Annotated in this window: 12 protein-coding genes; 6 read left to right on the forward strand and 6 right to left on the reverse strand. The window is 57.6% G+C overall.

Translation table 11 applies throughout. The features are described from left to right. The first annotated feature begins 21 nt into the window (after nucleotides 1-21). Both OZX62_RS04170 and deoC read left to right on the forward strand, forming a co-directional pair. The gene (locus OZX62_RS04170) at nucleotides 22-984 is read left to right on the forward strand and encodes a glycyl-radical enzyme activating protein (RefSeq protein WP_277176766.1); all 963 of its coding nucleotides are present in this window, start codon (nucleotides 22-24) and stop codon (nucleotides 982-984) included. Nucleotides 985-986: 2 nt separating this feature from the next. Next, a complete protein-coding gene (gene deoC, locus OZX62_RS04175) occupies nucleotides 987-1,712 on the forward strand; it encodes a deoxyribose-phosphate aldolase (protein ID WP_277176767.1) in 726 nt (241 codons plus the stop codon). Between the two features lie 178 nt (nucleotides 1,713-1,890). Here deoC and OZX62_RS04180 read toward each other — a convergent pair whose 3' ends face one another. The 3 genes from OZX62_RS04180 to OZX62_RS04190 all read right to left on the reverse strand — a co-directional run bounded on the left by OZX62_RS04180 (nucleotide 1,891) and on the right by OZX62_RS04190 (nucleotide 7,342). After that, the gene (locus OZX62_RS04180) at nucleotides 1,891-2,733 is read right to left on the reverse strand and encodes a DeoR/GlpR family DNA-binding transcription regulator (RefSeq protein ID WP_277176768.1); all 843 of its coding nucleotides are present in this window, start codon (nucleotides 2,731-2,733) and stop codon (nucleotides 1,891-1,893) included. Nucleotides 2,734-2,954: 221 nt separating this feature from the next. Continuing rightward, on the reverse strand, nucleotides 2,955-4,637 hold the full coding sequence (gene pta / locus OZX62_RS04185) for a phosphate acetyltransferase (protein WP_277176769.1): 1,683 nt from the start codon (nucleotides 4,635-4,637) through the stop codon (nucleotides 2,955-2,957). A gap of 224 nt (nucleotides 4,638-4,861) precedes the next feature. After that, nucleotides 4,862-7,342 (reverse strand): phosphoketolase, encoded by a 2,481-nt coding sequence (locus OZX62_RS04190; RefSeq protein WP_277176770.1) that lies wholly within the window; start codon nucleotides 7,340-7,342, stop codon nucleotides 4,862-4,864. Between the two features lie 444 nt (nucleotides 7,343-7,786). Between OZX62_RS04190 and guaA the strand changes: the two genes are divergently transcribed. The 3 genes from guaA to OZX62_RS04205 all read left to right on the forward strand — a co-directional run bounded on the left by guaA (nucleotide 7,787) and on the right by OZX62_RS04205 (nucleotide 11,563). After that, the gene (gene guaA, locus OZX62_RS04195; protein ID WP_277176771.1) at nucleotides 7,787-9,349 is read left to right on the forward strand and encodes a glutamine-hydrolyzing GMP synthase; all 1,563 of its coding nucleotides are present in this window, start codon (nucleotides 7,787-7,789) and stop codon (nucleotides 9,347-9,349) included. Between the two features lie 126 nt (nucleotides 9,350-9,475). Beyond that, nucleotides 9,476-10,675: an MFS transporter gene (locus OZX62_RS04200; protein WP_277176772.1), complete on the forward strand. Its 1,200-nt coding sequence runs from the start codon at nucleotides 9,476-9,478 to the stop codon at nucleotides 10,673-10,675. 39 nt (nucleotides 10,676-10,714) lie between these two features. Beyond that, on the forward strand, nucleotides 10,715-11,563 hold the full coding sequence (locus OZX62_RS04205) for an aldo/keto reductase (protein ID WP_277176773.1): 849 nt from the start codon (nucleotides 10,715-10,717) through the stop codon (nucleotides 11,561-11,563). A gap of 11 nt (nucleotides 11,564-11,574) precedes the next feature. Here the strand turns inward: OZX62_RS04205 and OZX62_RS04210 are convergent, their stop codons facing one another. Continuing rightward, complete coding sequence (locus OZX62_RS04210) at nucleotides 11,575-11,919, reverse strand: hypothetical protein (RefSeq protein WP_277176774.1); 345 nt, start codon at nucleotides 11,917-11,919, stop codon at nucleotides 11,575-11,577. Between the two features lie 205 nt (nucleotides 11,920-12,124). Between OZX62_RS04210 and OZX62_RS04215 the strand changes: the two genes are divergently transcribed. Continuing rightward, nucleotides 12,125-13,297 (forward strand): ArgE/DapE family deacylase, encoded by a 1,173-nt coding sequence (locus OZX62_RS04215; protein ID WP_277176775.1) that lies wholly within the window; start codon nucleotides 12,125-12,127, stop codon nucleotides 13,295-13,297. A gap of 281 nt (nucleotides 13,298-13,578) precedes the next feature. Here OZX62_RS04215 and OZX62_RS04220 read toward each other — a convergent pair whose 3' ends face one another. Together OZX62_RS04220 and OZX62_RS04225 are read right to left on the reverse strand one after the other, a co-directional pair. Further along, on the reverse strand, nucleotides 13,579-15,282 hold the full coding sequence (locus OZX62_RS04220; RefSeq protein WP_277176776.1) for a nucleobase:cation symporter-2 family protein: 1,704 nt from the start codon (nucleotides 15,280-15,282) through the stop codon (nucleotides 13,579-13,581). Between the two features lie 237 nt (nucleotides 15,283-15,519). Beyond that, nucleotides 15,520-16,098 carry a xanthine phosphoribosyltransferase gene (locus tag OZX62_RS04225; protein WP_277176777.1) on the reverse strand — a complete coding sequence of 193 codons (579 nt, stop codon included), beginning with the start codon at nucleotides 16,096-16,098 and terminating at the stop codon, nucleotides 15,520-15,522. Between the last annotated feature and the right edge of the window lie 35 nt (nucleotides 16,099-16,133).

Here is a 16,133-nt window from a genome sequence, read left to right on the forward strand (position 1 = left end):
TTGACAACGGACCATCCGTCCATGGGGCGAGTATTCAATATCCAGCGGTTCTCGATTCACGACGGGCCGGGCATACGCACCGTGGTGTTCCTGAAAGGATGCCCTTACTCGTGCACCTGGTGCGCTAATCCGGAAGGCATCAAGCCGTATCGGCAGGTGATGTTCTCGTCGAAGAAATGCATCGAATGTGGTCTTTGCGTGGATGCGGCGAAAAACGGTGAGGTCGAGATGCAGGGCGGGAAATTGGTGCTGCACCGTGAACGGATTCGTCCGTCGCAACTTGAATGGGTGAAGGCATGTCCCACAGGGGCTTTGAAGATCGTGGGCAATATGCAAAGCCCTGAGGAAGTCACCGGAAAAGTACTTCGGGACATGCCTTTCTATCGCAGAAGCGGACAGGGAGGTGTCACCTTCTCCGGCGGGGAACCGTTGGTACAGGCCAGATTCGTCGACGAGACGGCGGGGCTGTGCAAAGAGCATGGTCTGCATACCGCGGTCGAAACCGCTGCCGGGGTGCCGCTGAAATCGATTGTCGAGGTGAGCGACAACATTGACTTGTTCATCTGCAGCCTGACTTCCACCGACCCGGAAACCTACCGGAAGTATATGGGACATTCCAACGAGACCTCATTGGCCAATATCCGCTGGATGGCCCGTTACGACCCGGAGCGGCTCTGCGTGAGGTCCCCGCTGATACCGGGCATCAACATGGAAAACGATCAGGTCGAAGACATGATTGAATTCCTAGCCGATGCCGGGGTGAAATACTACGATGTGCTGCCATTCCACCGTTTGGGCACCTCAAAATACACAGGGTTGGGAAGAGCCTACGACTTTGCCAAGCTTGACCCACCCAGTGATCAATGCATGGAAGAAATCCGTGACGAAATTCGTCGTCACGGTATGAGTACCGATTTCCCCAAAGGTCTGTCAAACGGGCACAAGGCGGAGATACATCAGGATTTTCAGTTACAAAAGGAGTAAAAATGACTGAAGGAACAACACAACGCAAACCTGCGCAAGAAATGACGAAGGCTGAATTGGCCAGATATATCGACCATACGATTCTGCGTCCCGAGGCCACTGAAGACGAGATCAGGCAGATCACGCGCGACGGTGTCAACTTCGGGGTGGCATCTGTCTGCGTCAACCCGGCATCGCTGGATTTTGCGGCTCCGATCGTGGAGAATACCAGCACCGGTCTGTCGGTTGTCTGCGATTTTCCCTTCGGACAGGGAACCGCCGAAGACAAGACGCAATTGGCCAAGGAATATTGCCGTCACGAAGGGCTGACAGATCTGGATATGGTCATCAACTACGGCATGGTCCGTTCCGGGCATGCGGCGCAGGCCGGTGAGGAGCTGCGTGGTGCCGTTGACGCTTGCAGGCAGGCCGGAGTGGTTTCCAAAGTCATCATCGAGACGGATGCGCTTTCTGACGAGCAGATCGTTGAAGCCACTGAAGCAGTGATCGCCTCCGGTGCCGATTTCGTCAAGACCTCTACCGGTTTCTACACTGGCGGTCCAACGGTCGGCGGTTCGGTGGAAGTAATGAAGAAGGTCATGAAGGCCGCGGACGGGCGTATCAAAGTCAAGGCCTCGGCGCATATCCGCACCCGTGAGCATTTCCTGGCGCTCATCGACCTCGGTGTCGATCGCATCGGGCTCAACTGCACATCCACGCCGAAGGTGCTGGCAGGCGCCGCTGAATAAAACGGAAAACTGAAAGCGGTTGGTGAAACCGCATCGGTTTGTTATCAGGCCCGACGTATCGTGAAGTAATCAATCGATATGTGTGGTTCGAAACGTTTATTAGGCCGCGAAACCGAACAATAAAAGGTGGAAATCTCTTTGGGATTTCCACCTTTTTGTATCCGTCGTTGTTTGAATGTTACGAAACAACCTTGCGCGGTTGCTTGTTCGCTTCGTTGCTGCTTTCGGCATTGATTTCAGGGCCGACCGTAATCAGCTGGGTATGGGCTTCGGCCAGCTGATCAGGCTTGATATTTTCCGGCTTCTTGTCGGTGATAACGTAGTCGAAATCAGATAAGGTTCCTGCGATGTACAGGGCGCGTTTGCGGAATTTCGAGCTGTCCGCCAGAAGGATCTTGGTTTCGGATATTGAAAGCATGGCCGACTTCAGCTCGGCGGTCGCATCATAGGAATCGGCGGCGCCACGGCTGGTGACGGAAGTCGTCGATACGAAACAAATATCCGCCTGTAGTGACTCTAAGGCGTGAATCGCCATATGGCCATGGAAAGCGTTCGCCCAAGGGTAATAAAGCCCTCCCGTCATATAGAGGCGTATGCCGGAAGCGCTCATCAGTTGTTCGCCCGCAAACACGGAATTGGTAATGACGGTGAGCGGGGCTTTCTTTTTGATGAAATCCAACAGGGGCAATACCGTCGACGAATCATCGAGGATGATGGTCGAGTCCGGGCGAATGAATTCCGAAGCCTTGTTGCAGATGATCTCCTTGGCTGCCAGGTTGCTTTCGTATCTTGAGGAAGGCGGTATCTCGCTGGTGAAAGACCGCGAAAGCACGACTATGCCATTATCGAGCTGGAGAATGCCCTCCTTCTCGAGCTTCTTGATGTCCCGGTATATGGTAACGTCCGAAAAATGCAGCTGTTCCGCAATGTCCTTGACCTTGGTGGGGCCGTTTTCCGCCAGCAAATGCTGGATTTGGACATGCCTCGCGCCGATGTCCTCTCGTTGGTTTCCCTGCATCATACCTTCTTTTTTCCGGCCTTGTTATCTTGTTATGTATGGCTGAGGCGGAAAGCCGTAATTGTGTTCTTCTCGGAAGCTGGATGGACGTTTCGTTTATTGGTTGTCCAAAACGGCGAGTGTTGTAAAAGCAATCGGGACATGTAAAGAATCGTCAATCTTTTATAAGATTTGAGGGTCGCTTTACATATCCCGGTTGCTTGGTCAACGTTGTCGTTGGCTGTTTACTGCTCTGCCTCCACGGCGGTCAGTGCCACCGTGTTGATGATGTCTTCGACCAGGGCACCACGCGAGAGGTCGTTGACAGGCTTGTTAAGGCCTTGGAGCACCGGGCCGATGGCGATGGCACCGGAGGTGCGCTGCACGGCCTTGTAGGCGATGTTGCCGGCGGCCAGGCTCGGGAAGACGAAGACGTTGACATGGCCTGCCACGTCGTTGCCCTTGGCCTTTGTGGCTGCCACGGTGGGTGACCAGGCGGCGTCGAACTGGATTGAGCCGACGGCCGGCAGATCCGGGGCCTTCTCGTGGACCAGCTTCGTGGCTTCTTCGACCAGGTCGACATCCGGGCCCTTGCCGCTGCCCAGCGTGGAGTAGCAGAGCATGCCCACCTTCGGATCCACGCCGAAGGCGCGGGCGGTGTCGGCGGACTGGATGGCGATGTCGGCCAGCTGCTCGGCGTTCGGGTTGAGGTTGATGGCGCAGTCGGCGAAGACGGCCACATGGTCCTTGAAACACATCAGGAACGCGCCGGAGACCAACGAGGCGCCGGGCTTGGTCTTGATGACCTGCAGCGCTGGGCGTACCGTGTTGGCGGTGGAGTTGATGGAACCGGAAACGAGGCCGTCGGCCTTGCCGAGGACGACCAGCATGGTGCCGAAGTAGCTCGGGTCGGTCAGTTGCTTGCGGGCCTGTTCAGGGGTCATGCCCTTCTTGGCGCGCAGTTCGCACAGCTTGTCGACCATGGGCTTCAGGACTTCTTCGTCGTCCATCGGCTGGTAGGAGGCCTTGGAAAGCGAGTTGAGGCCGAGTTCCTTGCCCCGGGCGAGGATGACATCCTTGTCGCCGACGATGATCAGATTGACGATGTCGCGCTGCAGCAGGTAATCCGCAGCCTTGATGATTCGGTCTTCCGAACCTTCCGGCAGCACAATGGTCTTCTTGCCGGCCTTGGCCTTCGCCAGCAGTTCGTTCTGGAAAGCGTACGGGGTGGTAGGGGCGTCGAACTGAGTCTGTGCGGCGGCCACGACCTCACCGGCGGGGGCGTTGTCGGCGAAGGCCTTGGCGGCCTTTTCGGCGGCATCCGGATCGGTGTCCGATGGGAATTCAACGGCCGGAATCGTCCAAACCGGAACGGGGGAGTCCTTCAGCGCTTCCTCGGCATCTGCAGCCTTTTCATCGGTGCAGCCGGTAACGAAGATGCCGGCGACCTTGCCGCCTGCCTGCTCGACTTCGGCAGTGCAGGTCTCTACGCTGGCCTTCACCTGTTCGCCGTTGCGCGGGATGGTGCAGATGGCGAGGAAGGTCTTGGCCTTGAGGTCGGAGGCGATATTGGCATTGAAGGTGAAGGCTTCCGGGTCGAAGACGGCGGAACCATCGCTGCCGACGATGACCATCGAATCCGGGTTCGTGCGTTCCAGTTCGGCGCTGTAGGCGGCGACGATGTCACCACGGGCGGCGGCCTTGTCGCGACGCGCGCACTTGGGGCATACGGCGCGAACCTGCTCGACGGACTGGCCGGCATTGGCAGCCTTAAGCAGTTCGGCGGTGAAGGTTTCCTTCTTGCAAGCCACCGGACGGAACACGGCGGTCTTGCCCTTGGCAGCAAGCGCCTTGACCACGCCGTAGGCCACCACGTTACGGCCGTTCCTGCCTTCGGGGCTAGCGATATAAATGACTTCGTTTGTCACGATGTAACTCCTTTGTGCATGTTGCGCACGATCTTTTCGATCAACTACGATATCGATCGTTTCCATTTTAGGCCATGGCGTGACGTAAATGGCTTGAGCTCGGCTAATACAGACAGCAAACAGTAGACGATACACATATCAGACAAGAAAAGGGACACCGGGTCGAAACCCGATGTCCCTTTTGCTAAATGGCTACTTGAAGCGTAACCGAATGAGAAATCAGCTCACTCGTTGTCGCTGCCGGTGCTCATGGCGGCCTTTGCGGTTGCCTTGGCGTCCTGGTTCTTCACGTCGGAGTACACAAAGCCGGTGTAATCCGGGTGATCGTAACCCTCGTCGACGGCGAACTGGAAGGCGTCCTTGCGGAACTGCTCCAGCTTGTCGATCTCGTGGGCGTACTTGTCGGCGTCGAGCGTGCGCAGCACTTCGGCGGTCAGCTCGTAGCGATCCATGTCGTTGACGCGCACCATGTCGTAAGGCGTGGTGGTGGAGCCCTCTTCCTTGTAGCCGTGAACGTTGAAGTTGTCGTGGTTCGGACGGTTGAAGATGATGGACTGGATGTCGTGGGCATAGGAATGATACGCGAAGAGAACCGGCTTGTCGGCGGTGAAGAGTTCGGTGAACTCGTCGTCGGTCAGGGCCTCGTCGTTGTCCTTGGGGCTCTGCAGCTTCAGGATGTCAACAACGTTGACGACCTTGAACTTGATGCCGAACTCCTTGAGCTTCTCGCTGGCGGCCATGATCTCCAGAGTGGGGACATCGCCGACGGAAGCGAGCACAATCTGCGCTTCGTCGTTGTTGGCGGCGGTGGAGGCCCACTTCCACTCGGCTGCGCCCTTCTTGAGCTCTTCACGAGCTTCATCGAGGGTGATCCAAGTGGCGGCAGGCTGCTTGCCGGCGAAGATGGCGTTGATCTTGTTGGTGGACTTGAAGGCCTTCTCGGCGACGGCCAGCAGCATGTTGGCGTCGGCGGGGAAGTACTCGGCTACAACGTGATCGTTGTTGAACGTCTTGTTCAAGAGCACAGAGCTCACACCCGGATCCTGATGGGAGAAGCCGTTGTGATCCTGACGCCACACGTGCGAGGAAATCAGCATGTTGATCGAAGCGACGGGCTCGCGCCACGGAATGTGACGAACCGTGGCCTCGAGCCACTTGGCGTGCTGGTTGAGCATCGAATCGATCACGTGGGCGAAGGACTCATAGGTGCTCCAGATGCCGTGACGGCCGGTGAGGACGTAGCCCTCGAGGAAGCCTTCCATCTGGTGCTCGGAGAGCTGCTCGATGACCTGGCCGGTGACAGCCATGTGCTCATCGGTCTGCTCGGAGAGATAGCCGTTGTCCCACTGCTTGTTGGTGACCTCATAAGCGGCCTGCAGACGGTTGGACGCGGTCTCGTCAGGTCCGAAGATACGGAACGAATCCGGGTTCATCTTGATGATGTCGCGGGTGTAGTTGCCCAGCTGACGGGTGGCTTCGAGCTGACCCCAGCCGTGGCCGAACTCCTTGACGCCCTTGACTTCGTAAGCATCGAGATCGGGGAGCTTCAGGTCTTCGCGGATGCGACCGCCGTTGGCGTTCGGGTTCTGGCCGAGACGAAGTTCGCCTTGCGGCATGAAGTCGGTGACCTCGTGGCGGATGGCGCCCTTCTCATCGAAGAGCTCTTCCGGCTTGTAGGATTCCATCCAGCCCTTAAGGACCTGGAAGTGGGCCTCGGTGTCGCGGGCGCTGGCCAGCGGCACCTGGTGGGCGCGCCAGGAGCCTTCGGTCTTCTTGCCGTCGATGTACTTCGGGCAGGTCCAGCCCTTCGGCGTGCGGAAGATGATCATCGGGTAGGTCGGACGATCCATATCGTCGGTCTGAGCCTTGGCCTTGATGTCGCAGATCTTGTCGAAGACTTCTTCGAGCATGTCGGCGAAACGACGGTGGATGGACATGTGGTCCTCATCGTCGAAGCCTGCGACGAACTCGTAGGGCTCATAGCCCATGCCCTCGAAGAACTCGTGGAGCTCTTCATCGGGGATGCGGGAAAGAATGGACGGGTTGGCGATCTTGTAGCCGTTGAGGTGCAGGATCGGCAGCACGATGCCGTCGGTGCGCGGGTTGACGAGCTTGTTGGACTGCCAGCTGGTGGCCAGCGGGCCGGTCTCGGCTTCGCCGTCGCCCACAACCGCGGGCACGAAGAGGCTCGGGTTGTTCATGATGGCGCCGTATGCGTGGCTCAGCGCGTAGCCGAGTTCGCCGCCTTCATGAATGGAGCCCGGGGTCTCCGGAGCATAGTGGGAAGGAATGCCGCCAGGATAGGAGAACTGACGGAAGAACTTCTGCAGGCCACTCTCATCCTTGGTGATCTTCGGATAATACTCGGTGTAGGTGCCGTCGAGATAGGACTGCGAGGTGCCTGCAGGGCCGCCGTGGCCGGGGCCCATGATGAACACGGTGTTCTGCTGATGATCCGCGATGAGGCGGTTGATGTGGCCGAACAGGAAGTTCAGGCCAGGGGTGGTGCCCCAGTGGCCCACGAGACGATACTTGACGTCCTTGCGGGTGAAGGGCTCCTTCATCAGAGGGTTGCTACGCAGATAAATCTGACCAATGGAAAGATAGTTGGCGGTGCGCCAATACTTGTCGACTCCCTCAAGAGCCTCATCAGAAACCGGCTTGCCGAGCTTCTTCCACGGGGTGCCAATAACAGGACTAGTCATTTATGCTCCTGTACTCCTGTACACATTGTGTGCAATTGATTATTTTCTTCGGGCTCAAACCTTTGATAGAATTGACGTTCAGGGTTCTTGCCCAATCGCTGTAGATTTTACGTGGCGACTCAGACTTTTTGGACGTTTTTTTGCATCTATGTGCGCTCTTGGGATATTTTTGTTAAATAATGTAGTATTCTACAAAAAATATGTTAGCTTTTCGAACGTAAAAAAACGACTTACAAACGTTGAAATTGAGCCACAAATTCCCGAATGCCAACGCTTTTCGATGTTCGATTCACAGAAAGTTCACGCGGCGTGTTGTTTTTTGTGATGTTGTTTTTTGTTTGTTCCGCACCCACCGCGCAAACACTTGATTTTGTCGCCTTGAACCGCGAGAATGGACACTACTTTACATCAATTTCATACCGAAATATCTATAGGGGAGAATCCATGGCAAAAGGTCCAGTGCTTGTCGTTGACTTCGGCGCGCAATACGCTCAGTTGATCGCGCGGCGCGTGCGTGAGGCGCATGTCTATTCCGAATTGGTGCCGCATTCCATGCCGGTGGACGAGATGCTGGCCAAAGACCCGAAGGCGATTATCCTTTCCGGCGGTCCCGCTTCGGTTTATGAGCCGGGCGCTCCAAAGATCGACAAGAAGATTTTCGAGGTCGGGGTACCGGTGCTGGGCATCTGCTACGGCTTCCAGGTGATGGCCAACGAACTGGGAGGCAAGGTCGACAAGGCGGCGCTCGGCGAATATGGCAAAACCGAGGCCGTGATCGACGACGCCGAAGGCGTGCTGGACGGTTCCCCTGTGGATCAGACCACGTGGATGAGCCACGGTGTAGCCGTCGAACAGGCGCCGGAAGGCTTCAAGGTGCTCGCGCATACCGAAGGCGCGCCGGTGGCCGCGATGGAGGACGAGTCCCGTAAGCTCTACGGCGTGCAATGGCACCCCGAAGTCAAGCACACCCCGCTTGGCCAGGAGCTGCTCTCCACGTTCCTGCACAAGTGCGCCGGGCTGCCCAGCGACTGGGATGCCGACAATATCATTGACACGCAGGTCAAAAAGATTCGCGAGGAGGTCGGCGACGCTGAGGTCATCTGCGGGCTTTCCGGCGGTGTCGATTCCGCCGTCGCGGCGACGTTGGTGCACAAGGCCATCGGCGACCAGCTCACCTGCGTCTTCGTCGACCACGGCATGCTGCGCAAAGGCGAAGCCGAGCAGGTCCGTCACGATTTCGTCAAGGCCACGGGCATCCGGCTTATCGAAGTGGATGCCTCCGAGGAGTTCCTGACTGCTTTGAAGGGTGTCACCGAGCCGGAACGCAAGCGCAAGATCATCGGCGAGAAGTTCATCCGAACCTTCGAGAAGGCCCAAAAGCAGGTCCTCGAAGAGGCCGGCGCCCGCGGCAAGGAAGTCAAGTTCCTCGTGCAGGGCACGCTGTATCCGGACGTCGTCGAATCCGGTGGCGGCGACGGCGCGGCCAACATCAAGTCGCACCACAACGTCGGCGGTCTGCCCAAGGATGTCAAGTTCAAGCTGATCGAGCCGTTGCGCAGCCTGTTCAAGGACGAGGTACGCGCCATCGGCACCAAGCTCGGTCTGCCGGACAACATCGTGTGGCGTCAGCCGTTCCCGGGCCCGGGCCTGGGCATCCGCATCATCGGCGAGGTCACCAAGGAGCGCCTCGACCTGCTGCGTGAGGCCGATGCCATCGCACGTGAGGAAATGACCAAGGCCGGTCTCGACCGCGACATCTGGCAGTGCCCGGTTGTCTTGCTCGCCAACGTCCATTCCGTGGGAGTGCAGGGAGATGAGCGCACCTATGGTTCGCCGATCGTGCTGCGCCCGATTTCCTCGGACGACGCGATGACCGCCGACTGGTACCGACTGCCATACGACGTGCTCGCCACGATCTCCACGCGCATCACCAACGAATGCCGCGGCATCAACCGCGTCGTGCTCGACTGCACCTCCAAGCCGCCGGCCACCATCGAGTGGGAGTGACGTCGGTCGTTTCCATCGCATGATTGTTGAGCATTGAAAATGATGCCCTGCGTTTCGACGTAAGGGCATCATTGATTTGTGTGCAATAAACAATAAGGTATCTATAAAAACCGGAAGGGGATAGCGGTGAGCAAGCGCGAACGCACGGGGTTGGTCATTCTGGGGCTGGTATTGGCCGGGGCGAACCTGCGGATGCCGATCACCATGATGCCGCCATTGCTTCCCGATCTCAAAGCCGAAATCGGTCTGCCGACTTCGCTGGCCGGGCTTCTGACGACTATTCCACTTTTGGCTTTTGCGCTCGCCTCGCCGCTGATGGGCAAGGCCGGTGCGCAACACGGCAGTGTGAAAGTGCTGGTGATGGCGTTGGCGGTGCTGAGCGTCGGCAGTTACCTGCGCATCATTCCCTCGGTCTGGGCGCTGCTGGTCGGCACCGCCGCGTTGGGCATCGGCATCGCGGGCGGCAATGTGCTCCTGCCAGCGGTCATCAAGGATCGTTTCCCTGAAAGCGTGGCGGGCAAAACTACTCTTTACACCACCGCACAGGTGTTGGTCGCCTCCTTGGGCACCGCCACTTCTGGCATTGTTGCCTCTCGTATTGGGCTCAAGGGCAGCATGGGGCTTTTCGCTGTGCTGGGGCCGATCGCGCTTGCCGCTTGGCTGCTGATTTGGATTTCCGGACCAAAAGGCAAGACCGACGTTGAAGTGAAGAACGATGGTCGTCCGCTGGTCGACAGGACACCGTGGCGTTCACGGCTGGCGTGGATGATTCTGGCCTACTTCGGCATGCAGTCGATGTTGTATTACTCTTTGCTGACTTGGCTGCCGTCGATCTGGCAGGCGGCCGGCTTCAGCGCTGTCGTTGCGGGCAACCTCGCCACGCTCTTCCAACTGAGCGGCATGCCGCTGACCATGACGGTGCCGCTCATCGCCGAACGCAAGCACGGACTGGCCATCGTCAACGGCATCGCCGGGGGAGGTTTCGCTTTGGGAATCCTCGGGATTCTCATTCCTGGCGCGAACCTGCCGCTTAATGTGGTTTCTGCGGTATGTATGGGGCTGGCGACCGCCGCTTCGTTCAGCATCTGCATCGTCTTCTTCCAGAAGCGCACCACGTCCGCGGCCGACACCGCGCGCCTGTCGGGAATGGCACAGTCCGGCGGCTATCTGTTCGCCGCTATTGGCCCCGTTGCGCTGGGAGCGCTCAACGGTTTGCTGCACACGTGGACACCCATCATCGTGATCGTCCTCATCGTCATCATCGCGATGTTCACCGCCGGTCTGGTCATCATTCGTCATCGAGATATCTACGAGGGGCTAGACTGAATAGCATCGGTTGCACAGCGAAACTGAAAGGCAGAAGCGATGACGATTCTTACCGATACCTATAAGCTCAACAACGGTGTTCGCATTCCCAAGATAGGGTTTGGCACCTGGCAGATTCCCGATGGCGACGTGGCCTACGATTCCGTGCGCATGGCGCTGGACGCCGGCTACCGCCATATCGACACCGCCTACGTTTATGGCAACGAACGCAGCGTCGGGCGTGCCATGCGCGAGTCGGGCATCGCCCGCGACGAGATTTTCGTGACCTCGAAACTTCCGGCCGAAGTCAAAAAGGCCGACGGGGTGCTGCCGCATTTCGAGGAGACCATGGAAAACCTCGGGCTCGAGACGCTCGACCTCTACCTGATTCACGCTCCCTGGCCATGGAGTCACGCCGGGCACATGCGCATGGACGAGGAGAACCTGGCTGTCTGGCGTGAAATGGAGAAAATCTACGCTTCCGGTCGGGTACGCGCGATAGGGGTGTCGAACTTCGATAATCTTGATTTGAAGAATATTCTTCATCACGCCGAAGTGACGCCGGCCGTCAACCAGATTCAATATTATGTTGGTGCCACCGAGCCGAGAAACAGGACGTGCGCCCAATCACACGGACTGTTGATCGAGGCTTATTCGCCGCTTGCCACCGGTGGGCTGCTCGGCAATCCGGAGCTCAAGGCGATGGCCGAAAAGTACGGAGTCTCCACCGCCCAGCTCGCGATTCGCTTCTGCCTGCAGAACGGTGTGTTGCCGCTGCCCAAGGCCACCAGCCGCGAACATATCGTATCCAACACGCAGGTCGATTTCACTATCAGCGGTGAGGATATGGAACGACTCAATGCGTTCGACGATCCGAATCCCGGCAGCCACAACCCCAGCCAGCGATAAACCGAAACGTATTACGGACGGATCTCGTCGAGCAGCGAATCGATTTCGCGGTTGCGACGTTCGATGTCTGCGTTATCGGATTTGAACAGCTCGAGTATTTGGCGGGCGACGTCCAGCGTTTCCTTGTCGCGTTCGCCGGCATCGGTGAACGACGAGACGTTGATGAAGGTCTCCAAGGATTTCGGATCATTGTCCGCCACGGCGCGTCTGACGATGCCCTGCAGCATGATTTTGAGGTTTCTTGTGCTTTTCCTGTCGGCGCGACGGCGCTCGAAATAGGGGAGGAACAAGGCGACCAATACCGCGGCGGTCTCGGCGACGGCTGTGGCCCATTCGGCAAGCGATCCGATTTCCATGAAATATCACCAACTTTTCTTTTAGGATATGCAACAACTCAAGAAGTGTACACCTGAGGGAATGTAAGACGTTTTTCTCCGAGAGGAGCTTGGGTCTGGGCGAACGTCGTTTGTCTGACATTATTGTCTGCTTGGAAATATCCAAGACGCGAAAGCGTGATTAAATGGGAAGTGGAACAATCTGTCACCTTCGAAAGGAAACAATATGAATGAAAACGAAGCCATGGACCTGCTGAAGAAGTTCGTCGGGCTGCATACCGAGAACGGCAACGAGAAGGTCGTCGCCGATGAGATCAAGGCGATTTTCGACTCTGCCGACGTGCCGTGCAAGGTGCTGCCGCTCGAGGAAGACCCGACCCGCGCGAACCTGGTTGCCGAACTCGGCCACGGCGAGCCGATCCTCGGCATCACCGGGCACATGGACACCGTTTCCGCTCAGCAGGAAGGCTGGAAGACCGACCCGTTCGAAATCACCGAGAAGGGCGATCTGATCTACGGCCGCGGCGTCACCGATATGAAGGCCGGGCTGGCCGCCATGGTCTTCGCCATGCTCAACCTCAAAAAGCACGAGGATCAGATGCACGGCACCGTGCGCTTCCTGGTCACCGCTGGCGAGGAGGTCGGCATGCCGGGTGCCGAAGCACTCGAGAAGCAAGGCTATATGAAGGGCGTCGAGGCGCTGCTGGTCGGCGAGCCTTCCGGCTACAACATCGTCTACGCCACCAAGGGCGAGCTCAACCTCAATATTGCCATGAAGGGCAAGGCTGCACACAGTTCCACGCCGGCGCTTGGCATCAACGCCGTGGAGAACCTGCTCGAGTTCCTTGACGTCATCTCCAAGCGTATCAAGGCTGCTGCGGCGGGCAAGAGCAACCCCGACCTCGGCGACACCGTCTACAACATCGACGTCATCCGCGGAGGCCAGCAGGTCAACGCCATTCCGGAATCCGCCAGCGCCGAGATTAATATCCGCATCATCCCCGAGTTCAGCAACAAGGAGATTCTCGCGATTCTCGATGAGGAAGTGGCCAAATTCAACAAGAGCCACAAGGCGACCGTTTCCTACACGGTGGGCATGGATATCATCCCGGTCATCGGACCTAAGGACGCCAAGCTCGTCGATATCGTCAAGTCCGTGGGGGAGCGACATCTGAAGGAGCAGGGCAAGCCCGCCGAAATCCCGATGTTCGGCGTCTCCGGCGGCACCGACGGCAGCGTGCTCCTGCTCGACAGTCCGAAGGACACCGCTTACGTGATGTTCGGGCCGGGCAACGACACGATGCACTGCGTCAACGAAAGCCTGCCCAAGCAGATGTACTTCGACTTCATCGGCATCTACGACGACATCATCAACGAGTACATGGGCATTGCCAAGTAGCGACTGCGTTTGGTGCCGGTAAACGGATTCTGATATGAGCTTCAAGTTGATCCGTCAGCACCAAAATCAGTAATGCTGGCAAACGGACTGTCGGCAAGATTGAGGTGCTGTTTACCAGCAACGAAATGCAGTAGTGCTGGTAAACAGACCCTGACATGTACTAAAAGTCCTTTTGCCAGCATTTAAAAGTATTGGTGCTGGTAAACGGATTATTAATATGGTCAAGAATCCGTTTACCAGCACCAAAATGTGATATTCCGGGCAAAGATGCCTGTTCGAGTTCAGTCCTTGGTTTCAGTGCTGCCGTTTTCGTCGGAGCCGCTATGCGCATTGACCAAGAAGTGCGATTCGCTGGGGAGCACGGCGTTCAGGACTACGGCGACCACGAACGAGACCGCAATGCAGTTGGTGGCGAAGATCGACTGGAACAGCTGCGGGAACTGGGCGAAGATGCCGCCGACCTGCGTGAAGCCGATGCCGATCGTAAGCGAAAGCGCGGCGATGGTGGTGTTGCGCTGGCTGAAACCGGCTTCGGCGATCATCTGGAAGCCGGAGAGGATGATGTTGCCGAACATCATGATGGTGCAGCCGCCGAGCACCGCCTGCGGCATCGAGTTGAAGAGCTGTGCTACGCCCGGCACGAAGCTGGCGAGGATGAGAATCAAGCCGCCGGAGAGGATGACCTTGCGGTTGACGACTTTGGTAACGGCCACCAGCCCGATGTTCTGGGCGAACGAGGTAAGCGGCAGGCAGCCGAACAGGCCGGAAACCGTAGAGATAAGGCCGTCGCCGGCAATTGCGCCGGAGGTCTCTTTATCGGTGGGCAGACGGTTCAAGCCGACCTGCGAAAGCGCGGCGGTGTCGCCCAAAACCTCAACTGAAGAGACGACGTAAAGCAGCGCGAAGGAGATGATGGAACCGATATCAAACGTCGGGGCAAACGGCATGAAATGCGGGACGCTGACGATCTGCAGGTGCTGGAATCCGGAGAAATCGACCTTGCCGAAGGAGATGGCGACGATGTAGCCGACCACGAGACCGAAGAGAATCGAAAGCTGCTTGACAGTGCCCTTCATCAAAAGCTGGAAGGCAAGGCAGGCGACCAGCGAGATCAGGCCCAGTGTGAGGTTCTGCCAGCTGCCGAAGTCCTTGGCTCCGGCACCGCCGCCGAACGATGAAGCGCCGGTGGAAAGCAGCGAAAAGCCGATGGAAGTGACCACAATCGCGGAGACGATCGGCGGCACGTATTTCTTCCAGAATTGTGCGGTAAGACCGAGAATCAGCTCCAGCAGACCGCCGACGATAACGGCTCCGACAAGCGCCCCGTAGCCTTGTTTGCCCACGATGGCGGTGGCCGCAGCGACGTACGTGAAGGAGATGCCGGTGACCATGGGCAGGCGGCTGCCGACGCGCCAAAGCGGGTAGAGCTGCAGACAGGTGCCGAGGCCGGCGACCAGCAGGCCGTTCTGGATGATCATCGCGGATTGTGCCGGCGTCAGATGTGCGGCGGCGGTGACCAGGAAGATCGGGGCGAGGTTGGCGACGAACATTGCCATGACGTGCTGAAGGCCGAAGGGGATGCCCCGCCAGAAGGAAATCTGTCCGTCAAGGCTTGTCAGTGCTTCTTCGGTGCTGGTTTTGGGCGTTGCGGAACTGTTGGCTGCTGTTGCGGTTTTGTTGGCGTTGCGTTTTCGCCACGGCAAATGAGAGGCTGGACCTAAAGCCGGTTTCTGGCCGGAATTGGTCTGTGCTGCAGTTGAAGTAGCTGAGACCTTCGTGGTTGAAGAAGGTGATGAAGTCTGCGTTGCTGATGCGGTCTGTGTGTCAGATGAAGCAGGCAGAACCGGCGAGTTCTGCATAGCAGACGTGGCTTGTGCGGTTGATGAAGCCGTCGACGTTTTGGGCGCGGCTTCGCCTTCATTATTTGATGGATTGCTATTCGATGATTCGGCGTTATTTTGAATGCCGTGCTGATCAGTGCTCAAAGGGTCTCTTTTCACGATGAAATTGAGATAGTGCTGACAGCAGAAAAGTGTACGCCCGGCAGTGGGCAGCCGGGTTTTAGGTGTTTCTTTAAGAAATACGGCTCGTTCTGGCTCGTCCGGATTCGTTTCGGTTTATCCATGTTCGATGCACAATAAAACAAAAGCGGCTGCGAGGAAAATCTATCCCTGCAAACCGCTTGATGTGATTATCGAATCAGATTATTGCAATTGCCAAACTTAGGCGAACTCGATGGTGCCTTTTTCTCCGTCCATCGCCTTGACAATGGCAAGCGAGGCGACCTCGTAACCGGCTGCACGCAGTTCCTTGCCGCCGCGCTGGAAGCCTTTTTCGATGGCGATGCCGATGCCTTCGATGACGACGCCCGCCTCGTTGCAGATATCGATGAGCCCGTGCATGGCCTTGCCGTTGGCGAGGAAATCGTCAATCAGCAGCACGTGCTCGCCTTCGGTCAGGAAGCGCTTGGAGACGATGACCGGGAATTCCTTCTGCTTGGTGTAGGAATAGACGCGTGCCGTGTATTGGTCGCCGTCGAGATTGATGGACTGGGTCTTCTTGGCGAAAACGACGGGAACGTTGCCGAAATGCTGCGCCGCGATGCACGCGATGCCGATGCCGCTGGCCTCGATGGTCAGGATCTTGTCGATTTTCTTGCCGGCGAAGATGCGGGCCCACTCCGCACCCATGTCGTTGAAAAGCGTCACGTCGCACTGATGGTTCAAAAAGGCGTCGACCTTGAGCACGTCGCCCGGCTTGACGGTTCCGTCCCGACGAATCCTGTCTTCAAGTTCCTTCATGTCTTCCTCTCGTTTCCGTCGGTAAGTTCGTCGCG

Origin of the sequence: Bifidobacterium sp. ESL0690, assembly GCF_029392315.1 — a bacterium.
Classification (GTDB): domain Bacteria; phylum Actinomycetota; class Actinomycetes; order Actinomycetales; family Bifidobacteriaceae; genus Bifidobacterium.

Excerpts from the sequence above, each read along its gene's own strand:
- OZX62_RS04170 (WP_277176766.1), top strand. The coding sequence starts at position 22 with ATGGGGCGAGTATTCAATATCCAGCGGTTCTCGATTCACGACGGGCCG.
- deoC (WP_277176767.1), top strand. The coding sequence starts at position 987 with ATGACTGAAGGAACAACACAACGCAAACCTGCGCAAGAAATGACGAAG.
- OZX62_RS04180 (WP_277176768.1), bottom strand. The coding sequence starts at position 2,733 with ATGATGCAGGGAAACCAACGAGAGGACATCGGCGCGAGGCATGTCCAA.
- OZX62_RS04190 (WP_277176770.1), bottom strand. The coding sequence starts at position 7,342 with ATGACTAGTCCTGTTATTGGCACCCCGTGGAAGAAGCTCGGCAAGCCG.
- guaA (WP_277176771.1), top strand. The coding sequence starts at position 7,787 with ATGGCAAAAGGTCCAGTGCTTGTCGTTGACTTCGGCGCGCAATACGCT.
- OZX62_RS04205 (WP_277176773.1), top strand. The coding sequence starts at position 10,715 with ATGACGATTCTTACCGATACCTATAAGCTCAACAACGGTGTTCGCATT.
- OZX62_RS04210 (WP_277176774.1), bottom strand. The coding sequence starts at position 11,919 with ATGGAAATCGGATCGCTTGCCGAATGGGCCACAGCCGTCGCCGAGACC.
- OZX62_RS04215 (WP_277176775.1), top strand. The coding sequence starts at position 12,125 with ATGAATGAAAACGAAGCCATGGACCTGCTGAAGAAGTTCGTCGGGCTG.
- OZX62_RS04225 (WP_277176777.1), bottom strand. The coding sequence starts at position 16,098 with ATGAAGGAACTTGAAGACAGGATTCGTCGGGACGGAACCGTCAAGCCG.